Origin of the sequence: Salinibacterium sp. M195 (genome assembly GCF_019443965.1) — a bacterium.
Taxonomy (GTDB): domain Bacteria; phylum Actinomycetota; class Actinomycetes; order Actinomycetales; family Microbacteriaceae; genus Rhodoglobus.
This window is the reverse complement of the sequence record NZ_CP040814.1, coordinates 1,264,411-1,287,056: the sequence shown is the minus strand read 5'-3', so window position 1 is coordinate 1,287,056 and position 22,646 is coordinate 1,264,411. Positions and strand designations below refer to the sequence as shown.

Here is a 22,646-nt window from a genome sequence, read left to right as displayed (position 1 = left end):
GGTTATTAGTTGGCACCGGGAGCAAGCAAACCGCTCTCGTAGGCAAGAATCACCAGCTGCGCACGATCGTGAGCGTTGAGCTTCGTCATTATCCGATTCACGTGGGTCTTGGCGGTGTGAGGTGAAATGAATAATTCACCGGCGATGTCTTGATTGGACCTACCGCGGGCGACAAGAAGCAGCACTTCTCGTTCTCGCTCCGTCAGTTGGAGAAGCTCAAGCGGAATTCGAGCTGGCACCCTGCCCGCGGCCCGCGCTGCTAAGGCCGACCCTGTGGAGTCTTTGCGCTACGAGTAAGCAGCGCCACCGCGAGGCCGCCGATTAGCGCGAAGCCCTGAGCGATGACTGCTATCACCTTGTCTTGATACCAGACAGGTTCGTAGATGACGGGAAACCCAATTGCGCTCAAGTCCAGTGGAACATAAACCGATACCACTAAGAGTGCGAGGCCGCCCGCTGCGATCACTGCCACGACCAGCCCGGTCCACCAGCGGTACACCGCCAGGATCAGGACGGCCGCGAGGATATTCACCACGCCCTGGATGCGGAACAACGCACCCTGGCTGACGAGCGAGCCGACGACGGCATCGAAGGGAGTTGCGAGAACAAAGTGCACGTAGGCGTTAACCAGCAACGCGAGTGCAATCCAGATCCGTGCCGCAATAATGAAAATCTTCATGTCCTTGCCCTTTCTCTCAACAACTTCCCGGAAACGCTGAAACCGGCGGGGAGCGATTCGTTCGCTCCCCGCCGGTTCATTCGTGCTGTGGTTTTACTGAATACCCTTGTTGGCTGCAATTCCGCCAGCGAGAGCTGTTGCCGTCATCGGCATGTGTCCAGCAGCTTCCTTCAGCAGCGCGAAGTAGGCAGGGTCACCGGCGATGTTGGCGTCAATTGCCGCGACGAGCGACGTGGCGTGCATCTCGAGCTCAGCCTGTACTGCCTCAGCCGGCAGTTCAGGAACAACAGAGTTGATCAGCTGGCCGAACGACACTGCATAGCCACCCAAGTCTGACATTGCCTGTTCGATGCCAGCCTCGTCACCGGTTGCCTTCGCTACTGCGTAGTTCACGAAGAACGGGATGTGTGAACGCCATGAGTCAAGGAAAGGCTGCTCAGCGTCTGGGTAGGCCGAGCCCACGAGGGCTGCGATCTCGACCGAGTTGGTGTCGAGCGTTTCGACTGCTCCGGCAACATCGGCCGTCGTAAGGTCGCCACCATCGGCGAGCGCCTGGTCGATGGCTGCACCGGCGAGGTAGACGTGGTCAGCGAGCAGGGCCGTTAGCGATGCACGCAGTGCGGCGCCGTCGCTGTTTACTGTGTCGACGACCATCGAAGAGTTGCTCTCATCAGTGGAGGCCGGAGCCTCTGTAGCTGCTGAGCAGCCCGTGAGGGTGAGTGCCGCTGCGAGTCCGAGACCGGTGATTGCTGTGAGTTTACGCATTGTTTCTTCTCCTTATTGATGTTTTTTGTTGGTGGTGCGTTGTGTCGTGCGGGTTCTTACGGTTCGACCGTGACGGTTGCGTTCATGGTCAAGTGCGGTTGGCAGTAGTACGAGTACTCGCCGGGTTCGTCGAAGGTGTAGGAGAACGTGTCGCCCTCCTGGCCCTTCGGAGCAAGGTCGTGGTCGAAGAGGCCGTCTGCTGTTTGCGTGCCACGGAGACCAGTTGACTCGTTGACGTCGCCCCAGGCTCCGGAGGTCACGGTGTGGCCTATCGTCTCGCCGTTTTGCCACGTAACCGTCGTGCCGACCTTGACGGTGAGGTCCTTCGGCATGAACTTCAGGCCGATAGTCGTAACAACGTTTTCGTCAGTTTCGGCAGGCTGTTCGGTCCCGCTCGTCTCAGACGGCGTCGTTGCGGACGGTTGAGAACCTGCGCATCCCGAAAGCGCGATGAGAAGTGCTGGCAAGATGAGCGCACCTGCGAGGGTGGCTTTCGGTGCCCGAAGTGTTCTGGTGAGTGACATGTAGATGATTCGGCACCCAAGGCAAATTGGTTTGGTATCAATTTTTCCGGCGCAGGAAAAGCTTGGCAGGAAGCGGAATCGGAGCTCTGAACAGCCCTCAGGCGAGCGACTCCTAGAAGGCGGTTAGCGAAGCCGCTGTGCCTGCTGTCGGGTATTCACTCAGACTCCCGAAGGTAGCTCTTCGGTTGAACAACAGAGGTTGGCGCGACGAGATAACCAAGACGAGCATCGTGCTCGGGTTAGCTGCGTTTGCAACGCATCGCCCAGCGAGCGGCAAGCTTGGGAATCGCGCTAGTGAAGCCCAGAGGAATAGGCAGTGGAAAAATGTTCGGACTCTCCGGAGCAGCACTCGCTAACCTCCCCGGACTTACCCCTGCCCGCCGCGCGTGCAGCTATAGCCGACCCGGTGGAGCCGCTGCGGTACGCAGCAGAAGCTTCACCAAACGCTGCGTTCGCACACAGGCGTGGAGTCCGGCCCAGTCAGAAAGCAGATCAGCTCTCCGACTCGGCCGCACTGCACTGTTCGCAGCCGGCGGCGTCACCACCGTCAGTGAGAGCAAGTGCCGCGTACGCCGATAGCGGCACCGGCTTAACGGGAACGTGAGCGGAAAAACGTCCGACCTGGTCAATCGGCCGGCTGCGCTGTTCTGAGACGAGGCCAGCAACTGTCATCTCGCAGTAGCGCCCCTGGCACGGGCCCATGCCACTGCGACATTCCAATTTAGTGGCGCTGACGGTGTCGATGAACGCGTTCTGTTCGAGCACCGAATCGATATCGCCACGAGTGACGAGCTCACAACGACAAACCGTGGTGCCTGCATCCGCCAGCGCTGTGAGTCCGCGCCGATTCGGCATGAAGATCCGCTCCACAACCCGAGAGAAGCGTCGAGTACTGCGGATGCTTGTGACTGCAGCATCCATCTTTTTGTTGTCAATGCTGCTCGGCTTGAGATCGGCGGCGATGCAGAGCCCCGCTAAAGTGCCCTCGGCGCGTGATTGTTCTGCTCCGGCAACACCTGTCGGCTCGCCGGCAACGTAAATACCGCGCGACGTTGTGGCCATGCGGTCATCGTGCCGCACGACCCAGCCTCCCTTAGGCGATGACCAATCGAGTTTGCAGCCCAGCTGGCGGGCAAGTTCTGTCGAGGGCTGAAAGCCGTATCCCAGAACCAAAGCTTCGGTCTCAACTCGGCGCGAAGGACCGATCACTCGCCAATCGCGGTCTACCGGCGCCAACTCAACTGCCGAAACGCGATCAATCCCAGCCCCACTCCCTGATGACGCCGCAGACGTCACGATCGTTTTCGTTGAGATCCGCACCCCGGCACGTTTGAGCCGCACGACAGCAGCGGCTGACTCGGCCAGTAGGCCGAGGTGACCCGGTACAGCGCCGAGGGAACCCCACGCCTCCGAAACAGTCGGAAGGCCCCTCGCGAACGCGACTTCAGCAACATCAGCTCCCGCTGCAAGAAGCTGATCGGCGACGACAAGTAATAGCGGATGTGATCCGGCGAGCACCAAACGTTCCGCGACAAGAAAACGTTGGCTCTTGATGAAGCCCTGAACGGCTCCTGCCATCATCACTCCGGGAAGAGTCCAGCCCGGAAAAGCGACGGGAAGGTCGTATGCGCCCGTCGCCACCAGAACCCGTCGAGCCGGAAGCTGCCGCGAGGTGCCGGCAACGCTCACCGCTACCGAGAGTGGTTCTGCGGTTTCATCTCGAAGCACTCCGAATGCTGTCGCACCGGTAATCCAGTGAATGCCCGGATGGGATTCGGCATCCTCGATGAGCTGTCTTGCCCATGGATAGCCCGCCGCGAAAGGCCGGCGTGGTTCGGAAAATTCGCTTGGTGGTTGTCGAAAAATTTGCCCTCCGGCACGTTGTTGCTCATCGACAATCACGACGTCAAGACCGTTGTCCGCCGCCGCGATCGCTGCCGCAAGACCTGCCGGACCGGCACCGATGATCGCAAGATCATGCATCCGATTCTCCTAACGTTGTCTCAATTCGCATGCCGTCAGCCACCGGAGTGAGACACGCTCGCGTGAGTGGCGCGCCATTGATAGTGAGTGCGCAGTCGAAGCACGTGCCCATATTGCAGAGCGGTTCGCGACGCTGCCCTTCTCTTTCAGTAAAGCCCTCTACACCATCCGCGAGCAGCGCTGTGGCAACCATCTCGCCGGCGAAACAGGACACAGGGCGGCCATCGACATCCAGCGTCACAGACTCTCCTCGTTGCTCGGTGAGTCGACGGTTATGCGACATTGTTATTGCCTCCAAATCGCAGGGGTTGGTAGGGCGCCATATCGATGCTGGCGCCCCGCCCGTGAGCGAGATCCGTCAGCGCTCGCGCAAAACTTGGCCCGAGAGTGAATGCTGATCCGCCGGTCGCGACAAAAATTCCCGGCAATCCGGGTACTTCACCGGCCAGGGGAAGCTGATCGGGGGTCACTGTGGTCGTCCCCACCCAGGTGCGCAACACCGGCAAAGGGGCAAGTGCCGGCACAACGCCAATCGCTGCAGCAGCATTACCAATCACCGATTCTGTGATGAGCTCTGGCCGGGCAGCGAGGTCTGGCTCCATTGACTCGTTCAGAGGTAACCGGGCTGGCCAACCGCCTCCGATGAGTACGTTTCCGTCGCTGGATTGTTTGAGCGAGAGCCGAGTACCGGCGTGCTGCACCAGGTGCGGGATGAACTTGGGCGTTTTCGCAGTTACCGACATAGTGAGCGCCAACGGGATCGTTGCGAGGCTCACGCCCAGCATTGAGCCCAGCTGTGACGTCCAAACTCCTCCTGCCAACATGACAGTGGATGCCCGGAATTCTTCCCTACGGACGCGTCCGTCCGCGCCCGCAGATTCGGTCTGCACTCGCCAGAATGCCCCATCCCGACGAATAGCGGTGACTTCAGTGCGTGTGCGAACCTGCGCGCCATGACGGATAGCGCCGCGGGCGAGCGCGGGGCCGGCTCTACGAGTATCTGCTTTACCTTCGATGGGGCAATACGCTGCCGCAACGACCGAGTCGGAAAGGTACGGCGCGAGCATACGAACCTCATCGCCGTCGAGAAGCTCAACATCGAGGCCCCAGGAGCGCTCTAGCTCAGCTTTACGCTCAAGTACAGCTGCTTGTTCCGCCGTCTCTGCAAGCATGAGCCCACCATTTTGCTCGACGCCCACGGACTCACCGAGTTCGGCACCCAGCTGTTCCCAGAGTGCGGCAGCTTCGAGGTGCAGCGGCATGGCCTCTGCAGCCTGTCGAGCTGCTTCAAGTCCGTGCTCGACCATCCGGTATTCCAACTGAAAGTGCAAGCTTCCGGCATTCTGCCCTGACGCATGCTGATTGAGCTGATCACGTTCGAGGAGCACAACTGACGCGCCGTCCTTGGCAAGCATCCACGCTAACGCTGATCCGAGGAGGCCTCCCCCGACCACAATAGAATCGAAGATCTGGCTCACGAGAGGGAGACAGTCTCGATGCCGAGCCCCTCCAGCGTCGAGCGAACGATGTCCACATCTTCGTCGGTGAGTTCGAGTAGTGGCCGGCGCACATAACCTGCAGGAACACCTTGCAACCGCAAGGCGGTCTTCATTATTGCCTGCGCATTGCCGAACTGTGCACCGTAGTCACGGGTAAACCAGCGCTCCATGACGACCCGATCACGAGCTCCCAGCTCAAGCGCCCGATCACGGTCACCCTCCGTTAGAGCGCGCCAGAAATCTGAGTGCGAGGCACCGAGCGGTGCACCTGATCCCATTAGTCCGTCGCCACGGCCGAGGCTGATCATGTCCGCGCCAAAGGCGTTTGTCGGAACCCCAAAATATCGAACCCGGTCGCTCAGTTCATAGAGACCGTTCACAAAGCGAGACATGTCACCCGTGGAGTTCTTGATCGCAACGACGTTGTCAATCTCCGCGAGTTCAGCGAGCAGGTCAATATCAAGGTCGACGACACAACCGCGCGGCCAGTTGTAGATGCACATCGGCATGCTGGTGGCATCCGATACTTCTTGATAGAACGCCACGATTTCGGCCCGAGTCGGCACGATGTAGGGCGGTGGGGTGAGCAGGATGCCGTCAAGACCAGCGCGCTCAGCCGCCTTCGCATGTCGAATTGCTTCGGCAGCGGTCAGCGCGTTGCAACCTCCAAGCACGATCATGCCCTCTGGCGCGTTCTTGGATCCTTGAGAGAAGAGCTCTGCTCTCTCCCCCTCCGAGAGGCTGAACCATTCGCCGGTCGTGCCGGCAAGGATCACGCCTTGCATTCGCTCGCGAGCTAGCCACCCCATTTGCTTCTCGAAGCCATCGAAGTCGAGTGCGCCGTCACGAGTGAAAGGAGTGGTGATCGCCGGAATGTAGCCATACCAATCAACGCTGTCGCGGTTCACTTGCCTGCCTCCGCACTGTCTTCCGGGCCCAAGTCTTGGGCGTGGTGGTGAACAATTTTCCAGCCAGCATCAGATTTTCTCAGAACATCTGTGACACGCACTCGGTCGATCAGCGGTTCAGCTATGCTCGGGCGCACCTCGAGTACGTAGCGAATCAGCCCCGTCTCGCCCCAGTTCTCAGCCACGATATCTACGGGTACTACCGAGGGAAGCGGAGTTTCCCGATCGTTTTCCGCGGCCGCTGGTCCGCGCAATTCGTCGAGTTGATCAATGCCACGAAGCAGCCGTGGGTCTGCACTCTCCCAGACAGTGACGACCGGATGCAGCCGCTCATCGAACGCGGCCCGATCGCCGAGGCCCTCGTAGAGAGCGACAACGAAGTCGTGCAGTTCAGCTGAGGAATGAGTCTCGTGAGTCACAGGGACTCCTTTCATAGTCATGAGTTCGCCAGCAGGAGCGAACGAAGTGGTCCTAGCCCCATCGGTCCGAGACCGAGAGCCTCTCGGTGGAATGTCTTGAGGTCAAAGTTGTCGCCGGCCTTCATCGCAGCCTGCGATCGCGCGTCGCCCCACAGCTTTGCGCCGACTTTAAACGCGAGTGCCTGCCCCGGCCACCCGAAATACCTGTCAACTTCGAACTTCGCGGTGTGCGCATCCGTGCGAGCAAGATCACGCAAAAATGACCGGCCAAGTTCTGGGGTCCATTCCGTGGCTGTGGTGAAGCTGTTGTGCGGGATCGGCCGACGCGTGTGCAGCCCGAGATCCACCACAATCCGCACTGATCGCCAGATTTGTCCGAGCACCATGCTGAGCTGTTCCGCCGGACTCTCCAGCAGACCAAGCTCGTCAGCGAGGCCCTCAGAGTAGTGCGCCCACCCTTCGGCGTAGCCATGGATTTCGCAGAGATAGCGCTGCCAAGGGTGAAGCGTGGAGTTTGCACGATTGATCGAGTGTTCGAGGTGGTGCCCCGGAACTCCCTCATGGTGCACGCTTGTGACCTCGTGCCAGGCCGAAATACCCGTCTTTCCGCGAGGGATTGTCCAGACAATCTTGCTCGCGCTCGACCCATCCGGAGCCCCGGGGAGGTAGTAAACGACACCCGACGCTGCTTCTGTGACCACACATTCGACATCGCGGATGTCAGCGGGCAGGTCGAAAGCAGCGCCGTCAAGTTTTGTTATCGTCGCGTCAACGCGCGAGCGAAGCCACTCTCGAATCGCCACCGTATCGCCCAGTTGCGATGCCGGGTCTGCGTCGAGAGCTGCGGCCGCTCGGTCAACGACGTCGGCATCCGCTGGCGTCTTGGTGATGAGGGCGGAAATCTCCCGGGCTTGCGCCACCAGGCGTTCGAGTTCACTCCACCCGAAGGCATAGATCTCGTCGAGATCAAGATCACTTCCGAGGAACGCGCGCGAGGTTGCCTGATAGACGGTTTCGCCAACCGCGTCCTGTTCGCTTCCGGTCGGCAAAAGATCGGTGCGGAGAAAGCTCTCCAGGTCAGCAAACGCACGAGTGGCGTCCGCTGCTGCTTTTTCTAGACGCTGCTGGCGAGCGCCGTCGAGGTTCGCGGTCGCGAGATTATCGAAGTAGGCCATTCCCGCCGGATCGATCCACGAGGCGATTTGATTCGCAGCAAGGCCGATCTGCATGCGCGTTGCCACTCCGCCACCAGAAAAGCGTCCTGCTGCGCCTTCTGCTCGTGCCCACTCGTAGCGCCCGCGCAGGTCAGCGAGCGCGCTCGGCACGCTCGCCAACCGTTCGAGGATCGCGTCGCCCGCGTCATCCGGGGTGATCAGCGTGTCATCAAAAGCTTCACGCACTTCGTGCACCGGGGTGGCTAACGGCGCCAAGAGTCGCGGGGTGAAGCCTGTGTCGAAGAGGGCGATGTCGCTCCCAAGACGCTCGCTCAGGGCTGCGTGCAGTGCTCGGTCGCCGGTCGCGATGGTCGCGGCGTCGAGCGCGGAAAGCTTCGCTGCCGTTGCCTCGTCGAGCGCACGTCGACCATCCGCCCAGCTCGCGCTGAAATCTGGAAGACGTTCGGATGCTGCGAGACCGAGCGCTTGAGCTGATGCTGGTTCGTGGGCGGCTCGCGCCTCGACATACTCGTCGGCGATTGCCCGAACTTCAGAAGATGTGGCCACTAGATGTTCCGCTCGTCACGGTAGACGCGCCCACTTCTCATTACCCAGTTGATTCCGCGCAATTGAGCGATGTCAGCTGTGGGGTCGCCCTCCATCGCCACGAAGTCAGCTTGTGCGCCGACGCGAATCGTGCCGACCGAGTCATCGCCGACGAGCTCTGCCGCTGAGGAAGTCGCCGACCGCATGACCTCAAGTGACGACATTCCTGCGTCGACCATAAATTCCATCTCGCGAACAGTCGCTGTGGTTCCCTCAAAGTGAGCTGCCGGCGGCATGTCTGTGCCCATCGCGATCTTGACGCCGCTTCCGATTGCATTCTGGAGGCTCTCCCAGTGACGCGGTCCGGCGCCCAGAGCTCGCTCCTTCATCCACGCCGGCACCCCCTGCTCATCGAAGAACTCTTCGCAGCGGCTGACGGTAATCGTGGGCACATACCAAACACCGTGCTCTGCCATGAGCTCAGTGGTCTCTTTCGTGAGTTCGTATCCGTGTTCGACACAGTCAAGGCCAAGGCGGATGGCGCGATCCAGAGTCGACGACGGCCCCACGTGCGCGGTCACTTTGCGGCCCCAGTCGTGGGCTACTTGGATGACGGCTTCCATTTCGTCATCGAAGAGTTGCGGGGTGTCGATTCTTTCGTGTTCTCCAGCGATGCCGCCAGAGATGCATACTTTGATGACGTCGGCGCCTTCCCGAATCTGAAGCCGGGTGAGGCGTCGGAAGTCATCAGGACCGTCGCCCTCAAGAGCATCCGAGTCCCAGCCGTGCCCACCAGTGCAGCACAACGCGTGACCAGCAGTGAAGATGCGCGGCCCGTCGATTGCACCCGCGGTTATCCCTCGTCGTAGAGCGAAATCAAGGTATTTACTTTCTCCGACCAAGCGCACTGTCGTGACGCCAGACAGGAGCGTTCGGCGAGCCGAATCTGCCATAACCATCAGCAAGTCGGCATCGGTCCCGCTGGCGACCAGATCCCCAGCAGCGCCGGGCAGCGCCAGCCCGAAGTGCACATGCATGTTGATCAGGCCAGGCGTAAGAACGCTTCCGGCTAAGTCGATGCGTCGCGCGCCGGCAGAGGCCGATGCCTCAATCTCCGCGACCGGGCCGATCGCTGTGATGATGCCGTCGGCGTCTACTGAAATGGCGTGGCCCACGCTGAGTTCCCCGTTGATGCCATCGAAGATTCGCATTCCGCTGAGAATCGTTGCGGCGGGGGCGTTGGTCACGGTGTCAACCGGCATGAGGTGTCCTTTTCTTGCGTTGGTTCGGCCCTATGACGGGGATCGCCGAAATGAGAGTTTTTGTGTAGTCGTGCTGGGGATCGTTCCAGAGCGTTTCGGACGGGCCACGTTCCACAATCTCGCCCGCATACATCACCGCTGTTTCGTCGGCGATAGCGCGCACTAGAGAGAGATCGTGAGAAATGAAGAGCATCCCCATGTCTAATTCACGAACCAATCCTGTGAGGAGCTTCACGATCTGAGCCGAGGAGAAAGCGTCGAGCGCGGTAACTGGTTCGTCGGCGATCATGAGCGTTGGCCGAGCCGCGAGAGCGCGCGCAATAGCCAAACGTTGACGTTGTCCACCCGAAAACTGGTTAGGGTAGCGACGACGACTGTCAGGATCGAGACCCACCAATTCCAGCAAGCGAATTGCTTCCGCTTCGCCCTCTCCGCGGCTCATCGGCGCGCGCAAGCCATCAAGCACTTGACTACCAATCGTGCGCCGAGGACTGAGTGATGCGTACGGGTTTTGGAACACCATCTGGAGGCCAAGTGCACTCTTCGCACGCGCCGTTAGCCGAGATGGCACGAGCGGCGAGCCTTCGAACCGAACCGTTCCGCTTGTGGGCGCGTCTAGCCCGACGGCAACCCGCGCAAGCGACGATTTGCCGCAGCCCGACTCTCCCACAAGCCCAACGACTTGACCTGGCGCCACCGAGAGGCTGACGCCACGCACCGCGCGAACATCTGATTGACCACGACGATGGTGGGTGACGTGCACATCGTCTATTTCGAGAACCTTCACTTTTGTTCCCCCTCTTGCCCGTCAGCGCCCACACGTTCTTGAGCGAGCGACTGCGCCCGAGACGCGATCAATGCCTGGGTGTACTCATGAGTCGGGCGCAAAAGCACGTCGTCAGTATCGCCAGACTCGACGACGGCACCGTCTCTGAACACATAGGTGCGATCGGCGATAGTCGACAGCACTCCCAGATCGTGAGTGATGAACAGCACAGCAACCCCGGTCTCATCGCAGAGTCGATTGAATAGTTGCAGGATGCCGTCTTGCACTGTGACATCGAGGGCTGTCGTCGGTTCGTCAGCGATAAGCATCCGTGGCTCGCACGCCAAGGCAATCGCAATGGCAGCGCGCTGTCTCATGCCGCCAGAGAATTGGTGCGGATACGACCGGAGCGCCTTTCTCGGTTCGGCGATCTGAACTTGATCAAGGAGCTTCACCGCACGCTCAGTGGCCTCACGCTTGCTGATCTTGAGGTGATGGCGCATGTGCTCTGTGATTTGAGTGCCGATGGTGAGCAACGGATGAAGCGCAGCAGAAGGATCCTGAAAGATCATGCTGATGCGATTTCCCCGAATTCGCGACAGTTCAGAGCTGGACAGGCCGAGAAGGTCTGTTCCTTCGAAGGTGATCGTTCCCGAGGTCCTTGCCCCTTTCGGAAGAATCCCCAGGATCGCCGAAGACGTCATCGTCTTGCCTGAACCGCTCTCCCCGGCGAGACCGACAATCTCGCCCTCGTTCACGGTGAGCGTTGCTGACTTGACCACATCAGCGAATCCCTCAACATTGGGTAGAGAGACCCTGAGCGCGTCGATTTCAAGAATCGGTTTCATCGGAGCTTTCCTCCTCGGGAGCGCGGATCGAGGTAATCCTGAATGCTGTCCCCCAGCATGTTGAACGCCATCACGATCGTCAGAATCGCGAGCCCGGGGAACAAGCTGATCCACCAGTTAGAGAGGTTTTGCGAGCCAAGCGCGATCATGGCACCCCACTCGGCTGCTGGCGGGCGTGGACCGAGCCCCAGATAGGAGAGTGCGGCGAGCATAAGAATGGCATTTCCCAGCTCGATCGTCGACATCACTAGGGCCGGACCAGCGCTGTTCGGGATCACATCCTTGACCAAGCTTTTGAACATCCCAGAGCCTAAAAGATGCCCGGACACGACGTATTCCTGTTCACGGACACTCAGAACTGAGCTTCTAATGATGCGTGCATAGAGTGGCCACGAGACGATCACCAGAGCGAGCACAGCGTTTCCGGTGCTCGGACCAAACGCCGCTGTGACGGCCATCGCCAGAATGATCTGCGGGAAGGCGAGAACCAGATCCGCGAGACGCATCGCGATGCCGTCTACGGTGCGACCGAGGTAACCCGCCAACAATCCGACAATCCCGCCAACCAGCAGCGAGAACACGACGATTATTACCGCAAGGGGAAGCGACAGCTGCGAACCGGAAATCACACGACTCAGAACGTCACGACCTAGCTCGTCGGTGCCGAACCAGTGAGTGGACGATGGTGCCTGAAGATTCTCTCCGACCGGCTTCAACGGGTCAAACGGAACAATCCACGGGGCGGTGATAGCCAGAAACGTCCATATAGCTATCACGGCGAGCGAAATCACAGTCCACGGACGCGTCCATACTGAGCCGAACTGACTCCGCAACATCCGTGAAGTCTTGAGATCGGATCGTTTCGCTTTCGCCGCGTCGAGCACGGGAGGTAGGGAGGTCATTTTGCTCCGATCCGTGGGTCAATGACGGTGTAGAGCACATCGACGATGAGGTTGATTCCGGTGTAGACGATGGCCACGAACAATGTCACGCCCAAGATCGCTTGGAGGTCGAGGCCAAGCGCGCTCTTGTAGGCGTACTGGCCGAGACCCGGCCAGCTCAGAACTTGCTCAACGAGCACCGCGCCACCCATCAACGACGCCATTGTCAGCGCTGAGACAGTGAGCACGGGGAGAAGCCCTGCTTTGAAGACGTGTCGCCAGGTGACGATTCGGCGAGGCAAGCCCTTTGCTATTGCCGCGCGGATGTAATCAGAGTCGAGCACCTCCAGCATCGAGGAGCGCACGAAGCGCAAGAGGCCTGAAATGGTGAGAACAGCCAGAATGCCAACAGGGAGGGCGAGGTGCCACACCGCGTCCCAAAAGACGGTGATCTGGCCGGCGGCGAGAGCATCAATCGTGTACATCCCCGTAATCGTGGGCGGAGGGTCGTACATGTTGCTGAGACGACCGCCGTTGGGCACCCAACCGAAGATGTAAAAAAAGACGTAGAGCGCCACAAGCGCGAGCCAGAACGGTGGTGTGGACAAGCCTGTCAACGAGAGGACTCGGATGCCATTGTCGAGCGCTGACCCTTTACGCATTGCCGACAGAATTCCGAGGGCGACGGCAACGATGATGGCGATCACCATGGCAGGGATTGCAATCTCGATCGTGGCGGGGATATAACGCGAAAGGTCTTCAAGAACCGGCCGGTTGGTCTGCTGCGATACGCCCAGATCTCCGTGAAGAATATTCCAGAGGTACTGTCCATATTGAACGATGAGGGGCTGGTCTAGTCCCCACTTTTGCCGAAAGGCTTCGCGAATTTCGGGGTCATCGTAGGCCTGCTGTGAAAGGTTCGCCGCGGCGGGATCACCAGGAACGACACTCACAAGAAGGAAAGTGACAACCGTCACTCCCCAGAGCAGCGCGACAGTTGTGAGTAACCGTTTCGCGATTGTTTTCAGCAAGAGAGGCATGTGTGGCTTTCGCTGGTTCGTGCCGCGGATTGCGCCAGAGGCGTCTACGGCAGGGGCGGAAAGGTGCGACGCCGGTGAGCGTTCTGGAGCGCTCACCGGCATCACAGATGTCGACTACTTGCTGGAGATGTCAGCCAAGTCGATAGTCCAACCTGCGGGTGAATAGACAGCACCATCGAGGTTTTCGGTGGCAACAACGATTCCAGAGTTATTCGCCATAGGAATGAATGGCGACACCTCGTTCATCACTCGCTGCCACTCTTGCATCGCTGAAACTCGTTCCTCTGGCGTCGTCGCGGCGATCACCGCTTCGCTAGCGTCGATTGCCGAAGCGTCCGCCCGCTCTAAGGTCCAACCGTTGCGAAGCGAGGTGCTTGCTCCAGGGGCCATGTTGTTGACGAGTGATGCTGCAACGGGATAGTTCAGGCTATTCGGCGAGAATCCGATTTCGTTCTGGCCAGCAGCCTGACCGTCAAGGAATACGTTGATGGGCTGCGGGGTCAGCTCAATCGCGATTCCCGCTTCCTTAGCATCGGCCTGAACCTTGGTGACGATCGTTCCGAGGTCCACACCGCGGTACGTGATTGCTGGATAAACGAGCGAAGCGCTCGGGTTCGAGATACCCGCATCAGCGAGCAACTTCTTCGCAGCCTCGATGTCTTGTTTCGGAGCATCAGAGGGATCAAGCGCGCCAGAGAATGCGGGCGGAACTACTCCGCTAGCTGCTGTTGCATCCGGCCCGAAGAGCTTCGCAATTCCTGCGTTATCAATCGACGCGCGCAATGCATTGACGAAGGCGCGGTTTGAGGTGAGCTCCGATACCGCAGGGTCCTGGTTGAGGCTCAGGAAGTATGACGTGTCAGGCACTCCAGAAATTTGCACGGTGTCAGGCAGATCGGCGGAAAGCGCACCGGAGAGGTCGAGGGCAACTTCGTCGCCGGACGACTTGGCGATCGTCAGCTTCTGGTTCTGCACATCGACATTCTGGAGAACAACACGGTCGTAACCCGGTGCTTCTCCCCAGTAGTCAGGGTTTGCCGTGAGAACAACTTTAGAACTGGGGTCGTAGCTGCTGATTGTGTAGGGACCTGATCCGAGTGAGTTGGTGTCGAGGTACGTTCCGATGGAATCAGCAGTCGCGGCGTCTTCTGCGTCTGTTGCGCCGTTCTCTGCCGCTACTTCAGAATTCAGGATGCCCGTTGAAGGCTGAGCGAGGATTGTCGGGACGTCGGGGTTAGTAACGTCCGATGTCACCACGACGGTGTCTTCGTCGGACGCACTGAAGCTCATGCCCGAGACGATCTGGGACGCGCTTCCTTTGAGATTCTTGAGACGGTTCAGGCTGAACACGACGTCTTCCGAATCCAGTGCGCTGCCGTCAGCAAACGTGACGTCATCGCGCAGAGTGAACGTGAATTCTTTAGCATCGTCCGAGGCTTCGAAGGATTCGGCCAGCGACGGCTTCACTTCGGAGACATCCGAGCCATCGAAAGTGACGAGCGTGTCGTAAAGCACGTGGACGATGGTCGCGCCCGTCTGCTCATACACAAAGCCTGGGTCTAGAGTCTTGAGTACGAATGAGTTGTCGACCGTGAGAGTTTGCGATCCTCCGCCGTTGCTGGTGTCGGGGCTCGCGGCGCAGGCGCTGAGAACTAGCGGAACAATCGCTAGACTCGCCACTACGGCTAGTTTGCTGTGATTGGCTTTTTTCATTCTCTGTCTTTACTTCCTTGTGTTTAGGAGAATGCCCGAACGCATAGAGTGTTTGGACAACTCGACTACGGTGCAGCAGGACAATTTCCGCAAGCCTAGTTCAATGTCACTAAACTTTGTTAATCTAGAGTAAACAAATTTATGGGAGAAGTGCACACAACGTGCTCGGAGACAGACTCAAAGCGTTACGACTCGAACGCGGATTAACGCTGCGCCAACTCGCCGACCTCTCGGGCCTCTCGGCCGGAATGCTCAGTCAGATCGAAAATGGCGCAGCCGATCCAAGCCTCGGGTCCTTAAGAAAGCTCGCTGGGGTGTTCGAGGCCGCAGTCGCTTCGCTCTTTACTGACCCTGACGCGCCTCTCGTGCACGTAACCTCCCCGGGCGATCGCCCCACCATGGGTACGACCAACAGCGGATTCGTCTACGAACGACTTTCTCCGGGTCGTGGTGACCTTGAGGTATTAACAGCCACGATTCCGCCAGGAGAGTCGAGCTCCGCCCACAAATGGGGCCACAAATCGACAGAGTGTGCCTTCGTAATTTCAGGCACGCTCTCTGTACACATTGGCGAGACCACCCACACACTCGATGCTGGCCAGTCGATCACGTTTGATTCTGAGCAGCCACACCGGTACTTGAACCTTTCGGATGCCGACACAACAATCGTCGTCGCCATCACTCCCCCGATGCCGTAGCATCGCGCGCTCATACTGAACGCCTCGCCATCTTCGCTTTGGCGGCGACAAGATCCCCGGACTCGTCGCCCTCGAAACCGGCTTCAGTCGAGCAACACGTCGGGTGCTGCTGGAGCGCACGATTCACCTATTCACAGCCGATGCCATCCCTGTCTCTATCCAAATGGGTGCCATAGCCGGCATCACCCTGATACAGAGGAGTGACGCCTGCATTCCGCGCAGCAGTGCAATTCTTGTAGTAAGCACGGGGCGCATAAACGGGCTGTGGCTGCTTGGCTTCGAACCACACGCTCTGCGTCGACGAAGCGATTGAGCCTGCGATTAGTGATTGCGAAACGACCACGCCAGATCCCGAGCCGAACCCTTCAATGCCAGCATTGGCAAGCACCGCGTTCGCTGTCGTTTCGTCCAGCCCGACAATGCTGGGCACGACAAGCTCTGCGACGCACGTCACCATGGCCCCTCTTGGCATCGATACGCCAGCGTCGGGGACTTGGCTCGTGACTGTCCCGCGCCCGCTACAGTTCGATTTCAGGCGCGCCTTTTCGAGAGCAGCAGTCGCCGGGGTCGCAGCCCCAGTCCCAGCCTCAACCCCGGTCGACGTCGACGGTTCTTCTGGCACGTGATGCAGGCCGATAAGTTTCGGCATCGCTGCACTCGGCCATTCCACCCCTACAGCCACCGTTGAACCACAGAGTGCGGGGCGCCCGACAGCCGGCTGGAGGCCCAGCACCTGCCAGGCGTCGGTCTCCGCAGACGCAGGCAAAGCCTTACCTTGAATCTTTGTGGGGTCCGGCGTGAACGTTGCGGTGACACGGTAGTCGAGCGCGCAGCCGTCGGCGGTCTCTTGCAGTGCGATCTGAGCTTGGCTAAGTTCGCTTCCAGCCGGCGCTGGAACCGTTGTGAGCGGGACTGTAATTGCCAGACCAACCTTGGACGACGACGCCTTCATGGTCGATGCTGCTTGAGCCTGATCACAGACCATCCAATCGTCGTCTGGTTTCAGTTGCGCATCGATGAGGAGGTTAGCGGCCACGTCGTAGGTGAACCCAGTTTCGGCCTCGAATTCCTCCGAGGTAAGCACTTCCTCACCGCCGGAGAAGCCTTCGGGAACACACCACGTCGGCAATATTTCATCGTGGAAGCAACCATCCTCAAGCACATCTCGGGCCTCGGCAACCGATAAACCGACCACATCGGGGACAGGCCGGTTGTCAGCCTCGACTGTCAAACCGATGACAGTATCCTCAGGAACGACGCGGGTCCCTGCTGGAATGCCTTGCGCGGACACTACATAACAGCGCTTAGCGATCGTTGCGTCAGAACCTTCACCCTCATCAACGCCAAGCCCTAGACTCGCGAGAGCCGCAATACCCCCGGGCCACGGTGCTCCAACCACATCCGGGAGATCGACCCGCGTCACATCCCACGCTGCATAACCACCCAAAGCCCCTGAAAGCGCGAGTACAGGCACTGTCGCGACCACAGGGATGAATAGTCTCCAGCGGCGGAAGCGCGATGCATAAAGAGTTGCCGCAGATAGCAGCACTTTCAGCCTTGCTTTGTTGAAGTTTCCCAACGGCATTCTCGAAGTATGCCCTACTCGAGATCGCTTCACAGGAGGCTGATAGAAAGCGAAAGTTTAGCCACCTGCAAAGCTTTGAATAAAACGTCGGCGTCACCCCCGTACTGGGGTAACCGCAGCCGATGCCGATATGGACGCTTCGGTTCAAATCTCCCAAGAAAAAGCTAACCGTTAAACGCTCCAAGAGAGTTAAACAACGCGCGGAACGCGAATCCGTTTCACGCTTCAGATCAGGGAAGTTGAGATGCAAAGATTCGGCGGCAAGTGCAAAAAAATTGGGCGTATATATCAGTGCCCCTGGAGGGATTCGAACCCCCAACCTGCTCCTTAGGACGGAGTTGCTCTTCCGTTGAGCTACAGAGGCTGACGTTGCAAGTCTAGTGGGGCCGCGACTACTGCCCTGGTGGGTAGAGGAACGCTTCCACCTCGCTGGGTGCGAGCGTACGCTGACCGTAGGAGAGCGCGATGTAGTTGTATTCCTCAAGAAGTACGGTGCCGTCTTCATTGACCTGCTTCACGTAGGCCACGTGGTTATTCCAGCCGAACCAGGCAACAGAGCCGACAACCGGAGTAGCGCTGACAGTCCAGCCGTTGGATTCCCAAGCGGACTTCCACTGTGCAGCGTCGCCGCCGTTCGGGGTGAGATCAGCCCACGCCCAACGGAACGGTGCCGAATAAGAACCGACATCACGGTTCAGGCGCCACGCAACGAAGTCGGTGCACTGACGGAAGTAGTAATTGAGCGGCGACAGCGTGTTGCCAGCGGTCGGCCACGGGTAATCGTCCCCCAAGTCACGAGCGCCCGACGCCGCATACAGAGCATTCGCTGATGCAACTGCTGCCTGCTGGCGAATCAGCTCGAGATCCTGCGGCGAGGTTGCCGCAAACTGGTCACGCTCAAGTTCTGGCAGAGCGAGATCGTCACTCACGGTGAGCGATTGTGCGCTCACCGCAGCAGCGATGGATGACTCCGCCGCAGCGACCGTCGAAACCTGATCTGACACAAGAGTGCTCTGGCCATAGGCGGGCAGTCCTGCAACGGCAAAGAGACCGCCGATGACAAGCATCGACCCCACAGCGCGGAGCGGATGACGACGCACTCGCTTCGGTAGAACAAGGGCCCGCGGTGCTGCGGTAGCAGCACTTGCCGGCAGCGCAACTGAACGTGCGATGTATGCGCTCGGGGCCGACGTTGCCGCTGACGCAACAGGGATCTCGGGCACAACGTCGGCGCCTGCAACCGCTAGCGAGCTCGCCTCGGCTGCTTCGCGGGCAGCACGCGCTTCGCGACGCGAAAGAAAGACTGGTTCATCACCGTGGGATTCGCTTGCGGGTACGCCAAAAGCAGCAGTGCTATCGGAGGGCAAGCGGGGCAAACGAGAACCTAACAGTGGAGGACATTCGAGACAGATCTAGGGCGAATCTCGAATGACGGGAATAATCACAACAGCATAACAGTTATGCGGCGGGAGCCAAATATTCTTCCCAATCTGGGAGTGCCCTTTCAATTCCCCTTACGAGCCAGGCGGTCGTGTGCGGCGGACGAGGCTTGATCCGCAGTCGCCAATTCATCTCCGCTGGCGTGCGATTGCTCTTGACGTTGTTGCAACGCAAACAGCAGGCAACCAAGTTCTCCCACGATGCCTCGCCGCCACGCGAACGCGGCAGCACGTGATCAATGGTGTTTGCAGCCGCGCCGCAATAGCCACAACGGTGCCCATCACGCCGCAGTACTCCTCTACGGGAGACCGGCAACCGGCGGGTAGAGGGAATCCGCACGTAATTGCGCAGAATGATCACTGAGGGCCTCTCGCAGGATCCGCTAGAACCCCACACCGGATGCTCCGAGTCGGCAGCAATAATCGTCGCCTTCTGATTCAGCACGAGCACGATCGCTCGCTTGAAAGACACGACCGCGAGCGGCTCATAGCCAGCGTTCAGTACCAAAGTGCGCATTGTCATCCTCTCGAAAGAGCCTGCACGGCTTGCAGGCAATCGACTTCCCTGAGGCTCAGCGAATAGGAGGCAGAAAACAAAAAGGCACCGTCGAAAGACGATGCCTAATGATTCAGTGCGCGAAAACTGCCGCGCACAAGACTGCTGTGTCGTATGTACAAGTGGGCACGCGCATCCACGGTTTGGATGCTGCACCTACTCAACATGCGATTCTCCGGTTCATTCGTGAACTCCAAGAGGTCTAGGCTAACCCAGTTTTTGGGGCCAAACGCGCGCGGGCGCGCCGAAAACGGTGACGAGACGGTTACGTCTCGGTGAACACCGAATTACGGAAATTAGGCGACAGGCTTCTCAACGAAAATGTGAACGGCAACCTCATTAGGCAGCTCGAGCCCTTCGCCGAAACCTTCGACTGTGACCGCAACATACGAGTCAGCCGCGGAGAATGTGGCCGTCTTGCCCGGCATCACTCCTGCGTCAAACAGTTGCTGCAACAGCTCAGGTTCGAACTGTACGGGTTCACCTAGTCGACGGATGAGGCCAGCGACGGGTGCCTGGTTTTCGGATACCAGCTCGACAATGTTGACCATTCCTGCGCTGAATGAGGGGGCTGCTGTGCCGCCCAACTCTTCCAAACCAGGAATCGGGTTTCCGTAGGGAGACTCGGTGGGGTGATCGAGCATTTCGATGAGCTTGCGCTCGACCTGCTCGCTCATGACGTGCTCCCAGCGGCACGCTTCGTCGTGAACGAGAGCCCAATCGAGACCAATTACGTCAGCGAGCAGTCGCTCAGCGAGGCGATGCTTGCGCATCACATGGGTGGCACGGCGGCGACCCTCCTCGGTAAATTCAAGGTGGCGGTCGCCTTCGACGACGACAAGGCCGTCACGTTCCATGCGGCCGATAGTTTGCGAAACGGTCGGGCCAGAGTGGCCGAGCCGTTCAGAGATGCGTGCCCGCAACGGAACGATATTCTCTTCTTCAAGGTCAAGAATCGTGCGCAGGTACATCTCGGTGGTGTCAACGAGATCGGTCATGAAATAAGACTAGCCCGGATGGGCCAATAGAATCGGACGTATGGCAAGCCTGACGATTCCCACTGACCTCCTTCCCTCCGACGGACGATTCGGAGCCGGCCCGTCCAAAGTGCGACCGGAGCAGATCGAACACCTCGTTTCTGCCTCCCGCACGATCCTCGGCACCTCCCACCGTCAAGCCCCTGTTCGCGACCTCGTAGGCCGCGTACGTTCGGGCCTCGGAGAGCTTTTCCAGATCCCAGAAGGCTACGAAGTCGTGCTCGGCAACGGCGGCTCGACGGCCTTTTGGGATGCAGCTGCCTTCGCCCTCATCGAACGTCGCAGTGCCCACCTCGCCTTCGGAGAGTTCGGTTCCAAGTTCGCAAAAGCTGCTGCGGCACCCCATCTCGAATCTCCTCATGTTGTGACCGCCCCGGGCGGGTCGCTTGCCGAGCTTGACGACATCAACGGTGCAGATGTCTTCGCGTACCCGCAAAACGAGACCTCCACCGGAGTAATGACGTCGGTGCGTCGCTTCGACGACAAGAGCGTTCTCACCGTTGTTGACGCCACGAGTGCTGCCGGCGGCGTTCAGTTCGACGCCAACCAAGCCGATGTGTACTACTTCGCCCCTCAGAAGAACTTTGCCTCGGATGGCGGTCTGTGGATCGCCCTCTTCTCCCCCGCCGCGATCGAGCGCGTGGAACGCATCGCCGCGAGTGGCCGTTACATCCCCGAGTTCTTGTCGCTCAAGAACGCGATCGACAACTCGCGCCTCAACCAGACCCTCAACACTCCCGCGCTGAGCACGTTGCTGCTGCTCGAGAACCAAATCGACTGGATCAATGGCAACGGTGGACTTGCCTGGGCGGATGCTCGCACTCGCGAATCTTCGTCAGTGCTCTACGACTGGGCAGCCGCCAGCGACATCGCAACGCCATTCGTCACGAATCCGGAACACCGCTCGCAGGTCATTGCCACGATCGACTTCGATGACGCCATCGACGCCGCTGCGATCTCTCAGACGCTCCGCGCTAACGGAATCGTCGATACTGACCCGTACCGCAAGCTCGGCCGCAATCAGCTTCGCGTTGCGACCTTCGTGGCAATTGATCCTGATGACGTGCGCAAATTGGTCGCATCGATCGACTACGTGATCGCGAACAGCAACTAGCCTGCGACCGTGCGTATCTGGTTGAAAGACTCAGAACGACGGCCCGACCCTCAACCGGTCGAGACCGACGATCGCAAGGCGATGCTCGTCGGCATCGCCTTGTGGGCGGTTGGGCTTGTCATCTTGTTGTTCTTTATCGAGCCACTTACTGCGGCAGGCAACCAATGGTGGTTGTGGGCGGCGGCAGCTGGACTCGTTCTCGGCGCTATTGGGCTGATCTACACGCACAGGCGACACGGAAAGCGCTCACGCTAGTCGTCTGAATCGTCCTCGTCGGATTCATCATCGGACTCGTCGTCATCATCCGACTCTTCGTCGTCGTCTTCGTCGTCGTCATCGTCGGATTCGTCGAGGTCATCGATGTCGACACCGTCGAGGTCGCCGCCATGCAGCACGCCTGAATCAAAGGCGCTCTCATCGTCGTCATCATCATCGTCGTCATCGTCGTCATCGTCGTCGTCTGCGCTCGATGCCTCGTCTGACAGAACCTTTTCGGCATCCGCTGCCTCGGTCGCGGCCTGGGCAGCTTTGTAGTCAGCGAGTCGTTCAGACCACGGCACCCAGTCCGGCGAGAGCAGTGCGCCTTCGGCTGGCATAAGTTCCGCTTCAAGCACTGTCGGCTCGGCACCCTCAACGTGGGCGATGCTGACAGTCCAGTTCCAGCCCGGGTAGCCGCGCATGGCCGAAGCAAAGATCACCGAGACGGTGCCGTCGCTTTCGACCTGCTCACCAACGAGCGCACCAATCGACGCGTCTTCAGTGATCTCGAGGAGTGCACCCCGAGCGAGCTTTTCGTACTGGCTATTAGGCATCTAGTTCGTCCGCTACCTTTCGCAGCATTGAGGCAATTTTGGCGCCGTGCGCCTTGTCAGGGTAACGCCCCCGCTTAAGGCCAGAGCCGATGCCATCCATGAGCTTGACCAGATCTTCAATAATCACTGCCATGTCATCGGCTGGCTTGCGGTTGAGCTTGCTCATGCTTGCCGGAGCATCCATGACGCGCACTGAGAGCGCTTGAGCGCCCTTCTTGCCGTCAGCAATGCCGAACTCTAGGCGAGTACCCGCCTTTACCCCCGTGGTGCCCGCAGGCAGCGCCGAGGCATGCAAAAAGACCTCTTGGCCTTCATCACTCATGATGAAGCCAAAACCCTTCTCGTCATCGTAAAATTTAACCTTGCCGGTGGGCATGGGCATGCTCCTTCGTATCGTGACTCAAGCTTAGAACGTTTG

The 22,646-nt window shown here is 59.3% G+C and carries 24 protein-coding genes, 1 tRNA gene and 1 pseudogene; 3 read left to right on the top strand and 23 right to left on the bottom strand.

Annotation, left to right across the window (positions count from 1 at the left end):
* Positions 1–5: 5 nt before the first annotated feature.
* The 16 genes and pseudogenes from FFT87_RS06165 to FFT87_RS06090 form a co-directional block, all read right to left on the bottom strand.
* Positions 6–215 (bottom strand): annotated as a pseudogene (locus FFT87_RS06165) (response regulator transcription factor); the annotation flags it as partial.
* A 44-nt stretch (positions 216–259) separates the two neighbouring features.
* The gene (locus FFT87_RS06160; RefSeq protein WP_219950440.1) at positions 260–679 is read right to left on the bottom strand and encodes a hypothetical protein; all 420 of its coding nucleotides are present in this window, start codon (positions 677–679) and stop codon (positions 260–262) included.
* 93 nt (positions 680–772) lie between these two features.
* Entirely contained in the window at positions 773–1,444 is a 672-nt protein-coding gene (locus FFT87_RS06155; RefSeq protein ID WP_219950439.1) for a hypothetical protein, read from the bottom strand.
* A gap of 56 nt (positions 1,445–1,500) precedes the next feature.
* On the bottom strand, positions 1,501–1,968 hold the full coding sequence (locus FFT87_RS06150) for a plastocyanin/azurin family copper-binding protein (RefSeq protein ID WP_219950438.1): 468 nt from the start codon (positions 1,966–1,968) through the stop codon (positions 1,501–1,503).
* Positions 1,969–2,460: 492 nt separating this feature from the next.
* Positions 2,461–3,951 carry an FAD-dependent oxidoreductase gene (locus tag FFT87_RS06145; protein WP_219950437.1) on the bottom strand — a complete coding sequence of 497 codons (1,491 nt, stop codon included), beginning with the start codon at positions 3,949–3,951 and terminating at the stop codon, positions 2,461–2,463.
* A complete protein-coding gene (locus FFT87_RS06140) occupies positions 3,944–4,234 on the bottom strand; it encodes a (2Fe-2S)-binding protein (protein WP_219950436.1) in 291 nt (96 codons plus the stop codon). Before FFT87_RS06140 ends, FFT87_RS06145 begins: the two co-directional genes overlap by 8 nt.
* On the bottom strand, positions 4,224–5,429 hold the full coding sequence (locus FFT87_RS06135; RefSeq protein ID WP_219950435.1) for an FAD-binding oxidoreductase: 1,206 nt from the start codon (positions 5,427–5,429) through the stop codon (positions 4,224–4,226). The genes FFT87_RS06140 and FFT87_RS06135 overlap by 11 nt, the downstream gene beginning before the upstream one ends.
* The gene (locus FFT87_RS06130) at positions 5,426–6,358 is read right to left on the bottom strand and encodes a dihydrodipicolinate synthase family protein (RefSeq protein WP_219950434.1); all 933 of its coding nucleotides are present in this window, start codon (positions 6,356–6,358) and stop codon (positions 5,426–5,428) included. The genes FFT87_RS06135 and FFT87_RS06130 overlap by 4 nt, the downstream gene beginning before the upstream one ends.
* Positions 6,355–6,777, bottom strand: coding sequence for a nuclear transport factor 2 family protein (locus tag FFT87_RS06125; protein WP_255560089.1), 423 nt, complete (start codon positions 6,775–6,777; stop codon positions 6,355–6,357). Before FFT87_RS06125 ends, FFT87_RS06130 begins: the two co-directional genes overlap by 4 nt.
* Before the next feature lie 17 nt (positions 6,778–6,794).
* Entirely contained in the window at positions 6,795–8,498 is a 1,704-nt protein-coding gene (locus FFT87_RS06120; RefSeq protein WP_219950432.1) for a DUF885 domain-containing protein, read from the bottom strand.
* Positions 8,498–9,739 (bottom strand): amidohydrolase family protein, encoded by a 1,242-nt coding sequence (locus tag FFT87_RS06115; protein ID WP_255560088.1) that lies wholly within the window; start codon positions 9,737–9,739, stop codon positions 8,498–8,500. Before FFT87_RS06115 ends, FFT87_RS06120 begins: the two co-directional genes overlap by 1 nt.
* On the bottom strand, positions 9,729–10,526 hold the full coding sequence (locus FFT87_RS06110; protein ID WP_219950431.1) for an ABC transporter ATP-binding protein: 798 nt from the start codon (positions 10,524–10,526) through the stop codon (positions 9,729–9,731). Before FFT87_RS06110 ends, FFT87_RS06115 begins: the two co-directional genes overlap by 11 nt.
* The gene (locus FFT87_RS06105) at positions 10,523–11,353 is read right to left on the bottom strand and encodes an ABC transporter ATP-binding protein (RefSeq protein WP_219950430.1); all 831 of its coding nucleotides are present in this window, start codon (positions 11,351–11,353) and stop codon (positions 10,523–10,525) included. The genes FFT87_RS06110 and FFT87_RS06105 overlap by 4 nt, the downstream gene beginning before the upstream one ends.
* Positions 11,350–12,255, bottom strand: coding sequence for an ABC transporter permease (locus tag FFT87_RS06100; protein WP_219950429.1), 906 nt, complete (start codon positions 12,253–12,255; stop codon positions 11,350–11,352). The genes FFT87_RS06105 and FFT87_RS06100 overlap by 4 nt, the downstream gene beginning before the upstream one ends.
* Positions 12,252–13,274, bottom strand: coding sequence for an ABC transporter permease (locus tag FFT87_RS06095; protein WP_255560087.1), 1,023 nt, complete (start codon positions 13,272–13,274; stop codon positions 12,252–12,254). The genes FFT87_RS06100 and FFT87_RS06095 overlap by 4 nt, the downstream gene beginning before the upstream one ends.
* A 114-nt stretch (positions 13,275–13,388) precedes the next feature.
* A complete protein-coding gene (locus FFT87_RS06090; protein ID WP_219950428.1) occupies positions 13,389–14,987 on the bottom strand; it encodes an ABC transporter substrate-binding protein in 1,599 nt (532 codons plus the stop codon).
* A gap of 161 nt (positions 14,988–15,148) precedes the next feature.
* Between FFT87_RS06090 and FFT87_RS06085 the strand changes: the two genes are divergently transcribed.
* The gene (locus tag FFT87_RS06085; protein WP_219950427.1) at positions 15,149–15,685 is read left to right on the top strand and encodes a helix-turn-helix domain-containing protein; all 537 of its coding nucleotides are present in this window, start codon (positions 15,149–15,151) and stop codon (positions 15,683–15,685) included.
* Positions 15,686–15,812: 127 nt separating this feature from the next.
* On the opposite strand, the gene FFT87_RS14560 is transcribed toward FFT87_RS06085, so the two are convergent.
* The 5 genes from FFT87_RS14560 to FFT87_RS06060 all read right to left on the bottom strand — a co-directional run bounded on the left by FFT87_RS14560 (position 15,813) and on the right by FFT87_RS06060 (position 20,263).
* On the bottom strand, positions 15,813–17,159 hold the full coding sequence (locus FFT87_RS14560; protein WP_255560086.1) for a PASTA domain-containing protein: 1,347 nt from the start codon (positions 17,157–17,159) through the stop codon (positions 15,813–15,815).
* Positions 17,160–17,562: 403 nt separating this feature from the next.
* Positions 17,563–17,634, bottom strand: a tRNA-Arg gene (locus FFT87_RS06075).
* A 28-nt stretch (positions 17,635–17,662) separates the two neighbouring features.
* Entirely contained in the window at positions 17,663–18,637 is a 975-nt protein-coding gene (locus FFT87_RS06070) for a CHAP domain-containing protein (RefSeq protein WP_255560085.1), read from the bottom strand.
* Between the two features lie 91 nt (positions 18,638–18,728).
* Positions 18,729–19,226 carry an HNH endonuclease gene (locus FFT87_RS06065; RefSeq protein ID WP_219950425.1) on the bottom strand — a complete coding sequence of 166 codons (498 nt, stop codon included), beginning with the start codon at positions 19,224–19,226 and terminating at the stop codon, positions 18,729–18,731.
* Positions 19,227–19,561: 335 nt separating this feature from the next.
* Positions 19,562–20,263, bottom strand: a complete 702-nt coding sequence (locus FFT87_RS06060; RefSeq protein ID WP_219950424.1) for a metal-dependent transcriptional regulator — start codon at positions 20,261–20,263, stop codon at positions 19,562–19,564.
* A gap of 40 nt (positions 20,264–20,303) precedes the next feature.
* On the opposite strand from FFT87_RS06060, the gene serC reads away from it, so the two are divergent.
* Positions 20,304–21,416 (top strand): phosphoserine transaminase, encoded by a 1,113-nt coding sequence (gene serC, locus FFT87_RS06055; protein ID WP_219950423.1) that lies wholly within the window; start codon positions 20,304–20,306, stop codon positions 21,414–21,416.
* A 9-nt stretch (positions 21,417–21,425) separates the two neighbouring features.
* Positions 21,426–21,671 (top strand): DUF2530 domain-containing protein, encoded by a 246-nt coding sequence (locus FFT87_RS06050; RefSeq protein WP_219950422.1) that lies wholly within the window; start codon positions 21,426–21,428, stop codon positions 21,669–21,671.
* Here FFT87_RS06050 and FFT87_RS06045 read toward each other — a convergent pair.
* A complete protein-coding gene (locus tag FFT87_RS06045) occupies positions 21,668–22,228 on the bottom strand; it encodes a DUF3027 domain-containing protein (RefSeq protein WP_219950421.1) in 561 nt (186 codons plus the stop codon). The two genes, FFT87_RS06050 and FFT87_RS06045, sit on opposite strands and share 4 nt — an antisense overlap.
* Positions 22,221–22,604, bottom strand: coding sequence for a cold-shock protein (locus tag FFT87_RS06040; protein ID WP_219950420.1), 384 nt, complete (start codon positions 22,602–22,604; stop codon positions 22,221–22,223). Before FFT87_RS06040 ends, FFT87_RS06045 begins: the two co-directional genes overlap by 8 nt.
* Between the last annotated feature and the right edge of the window lie 42 nt (positions 22,605–22,646).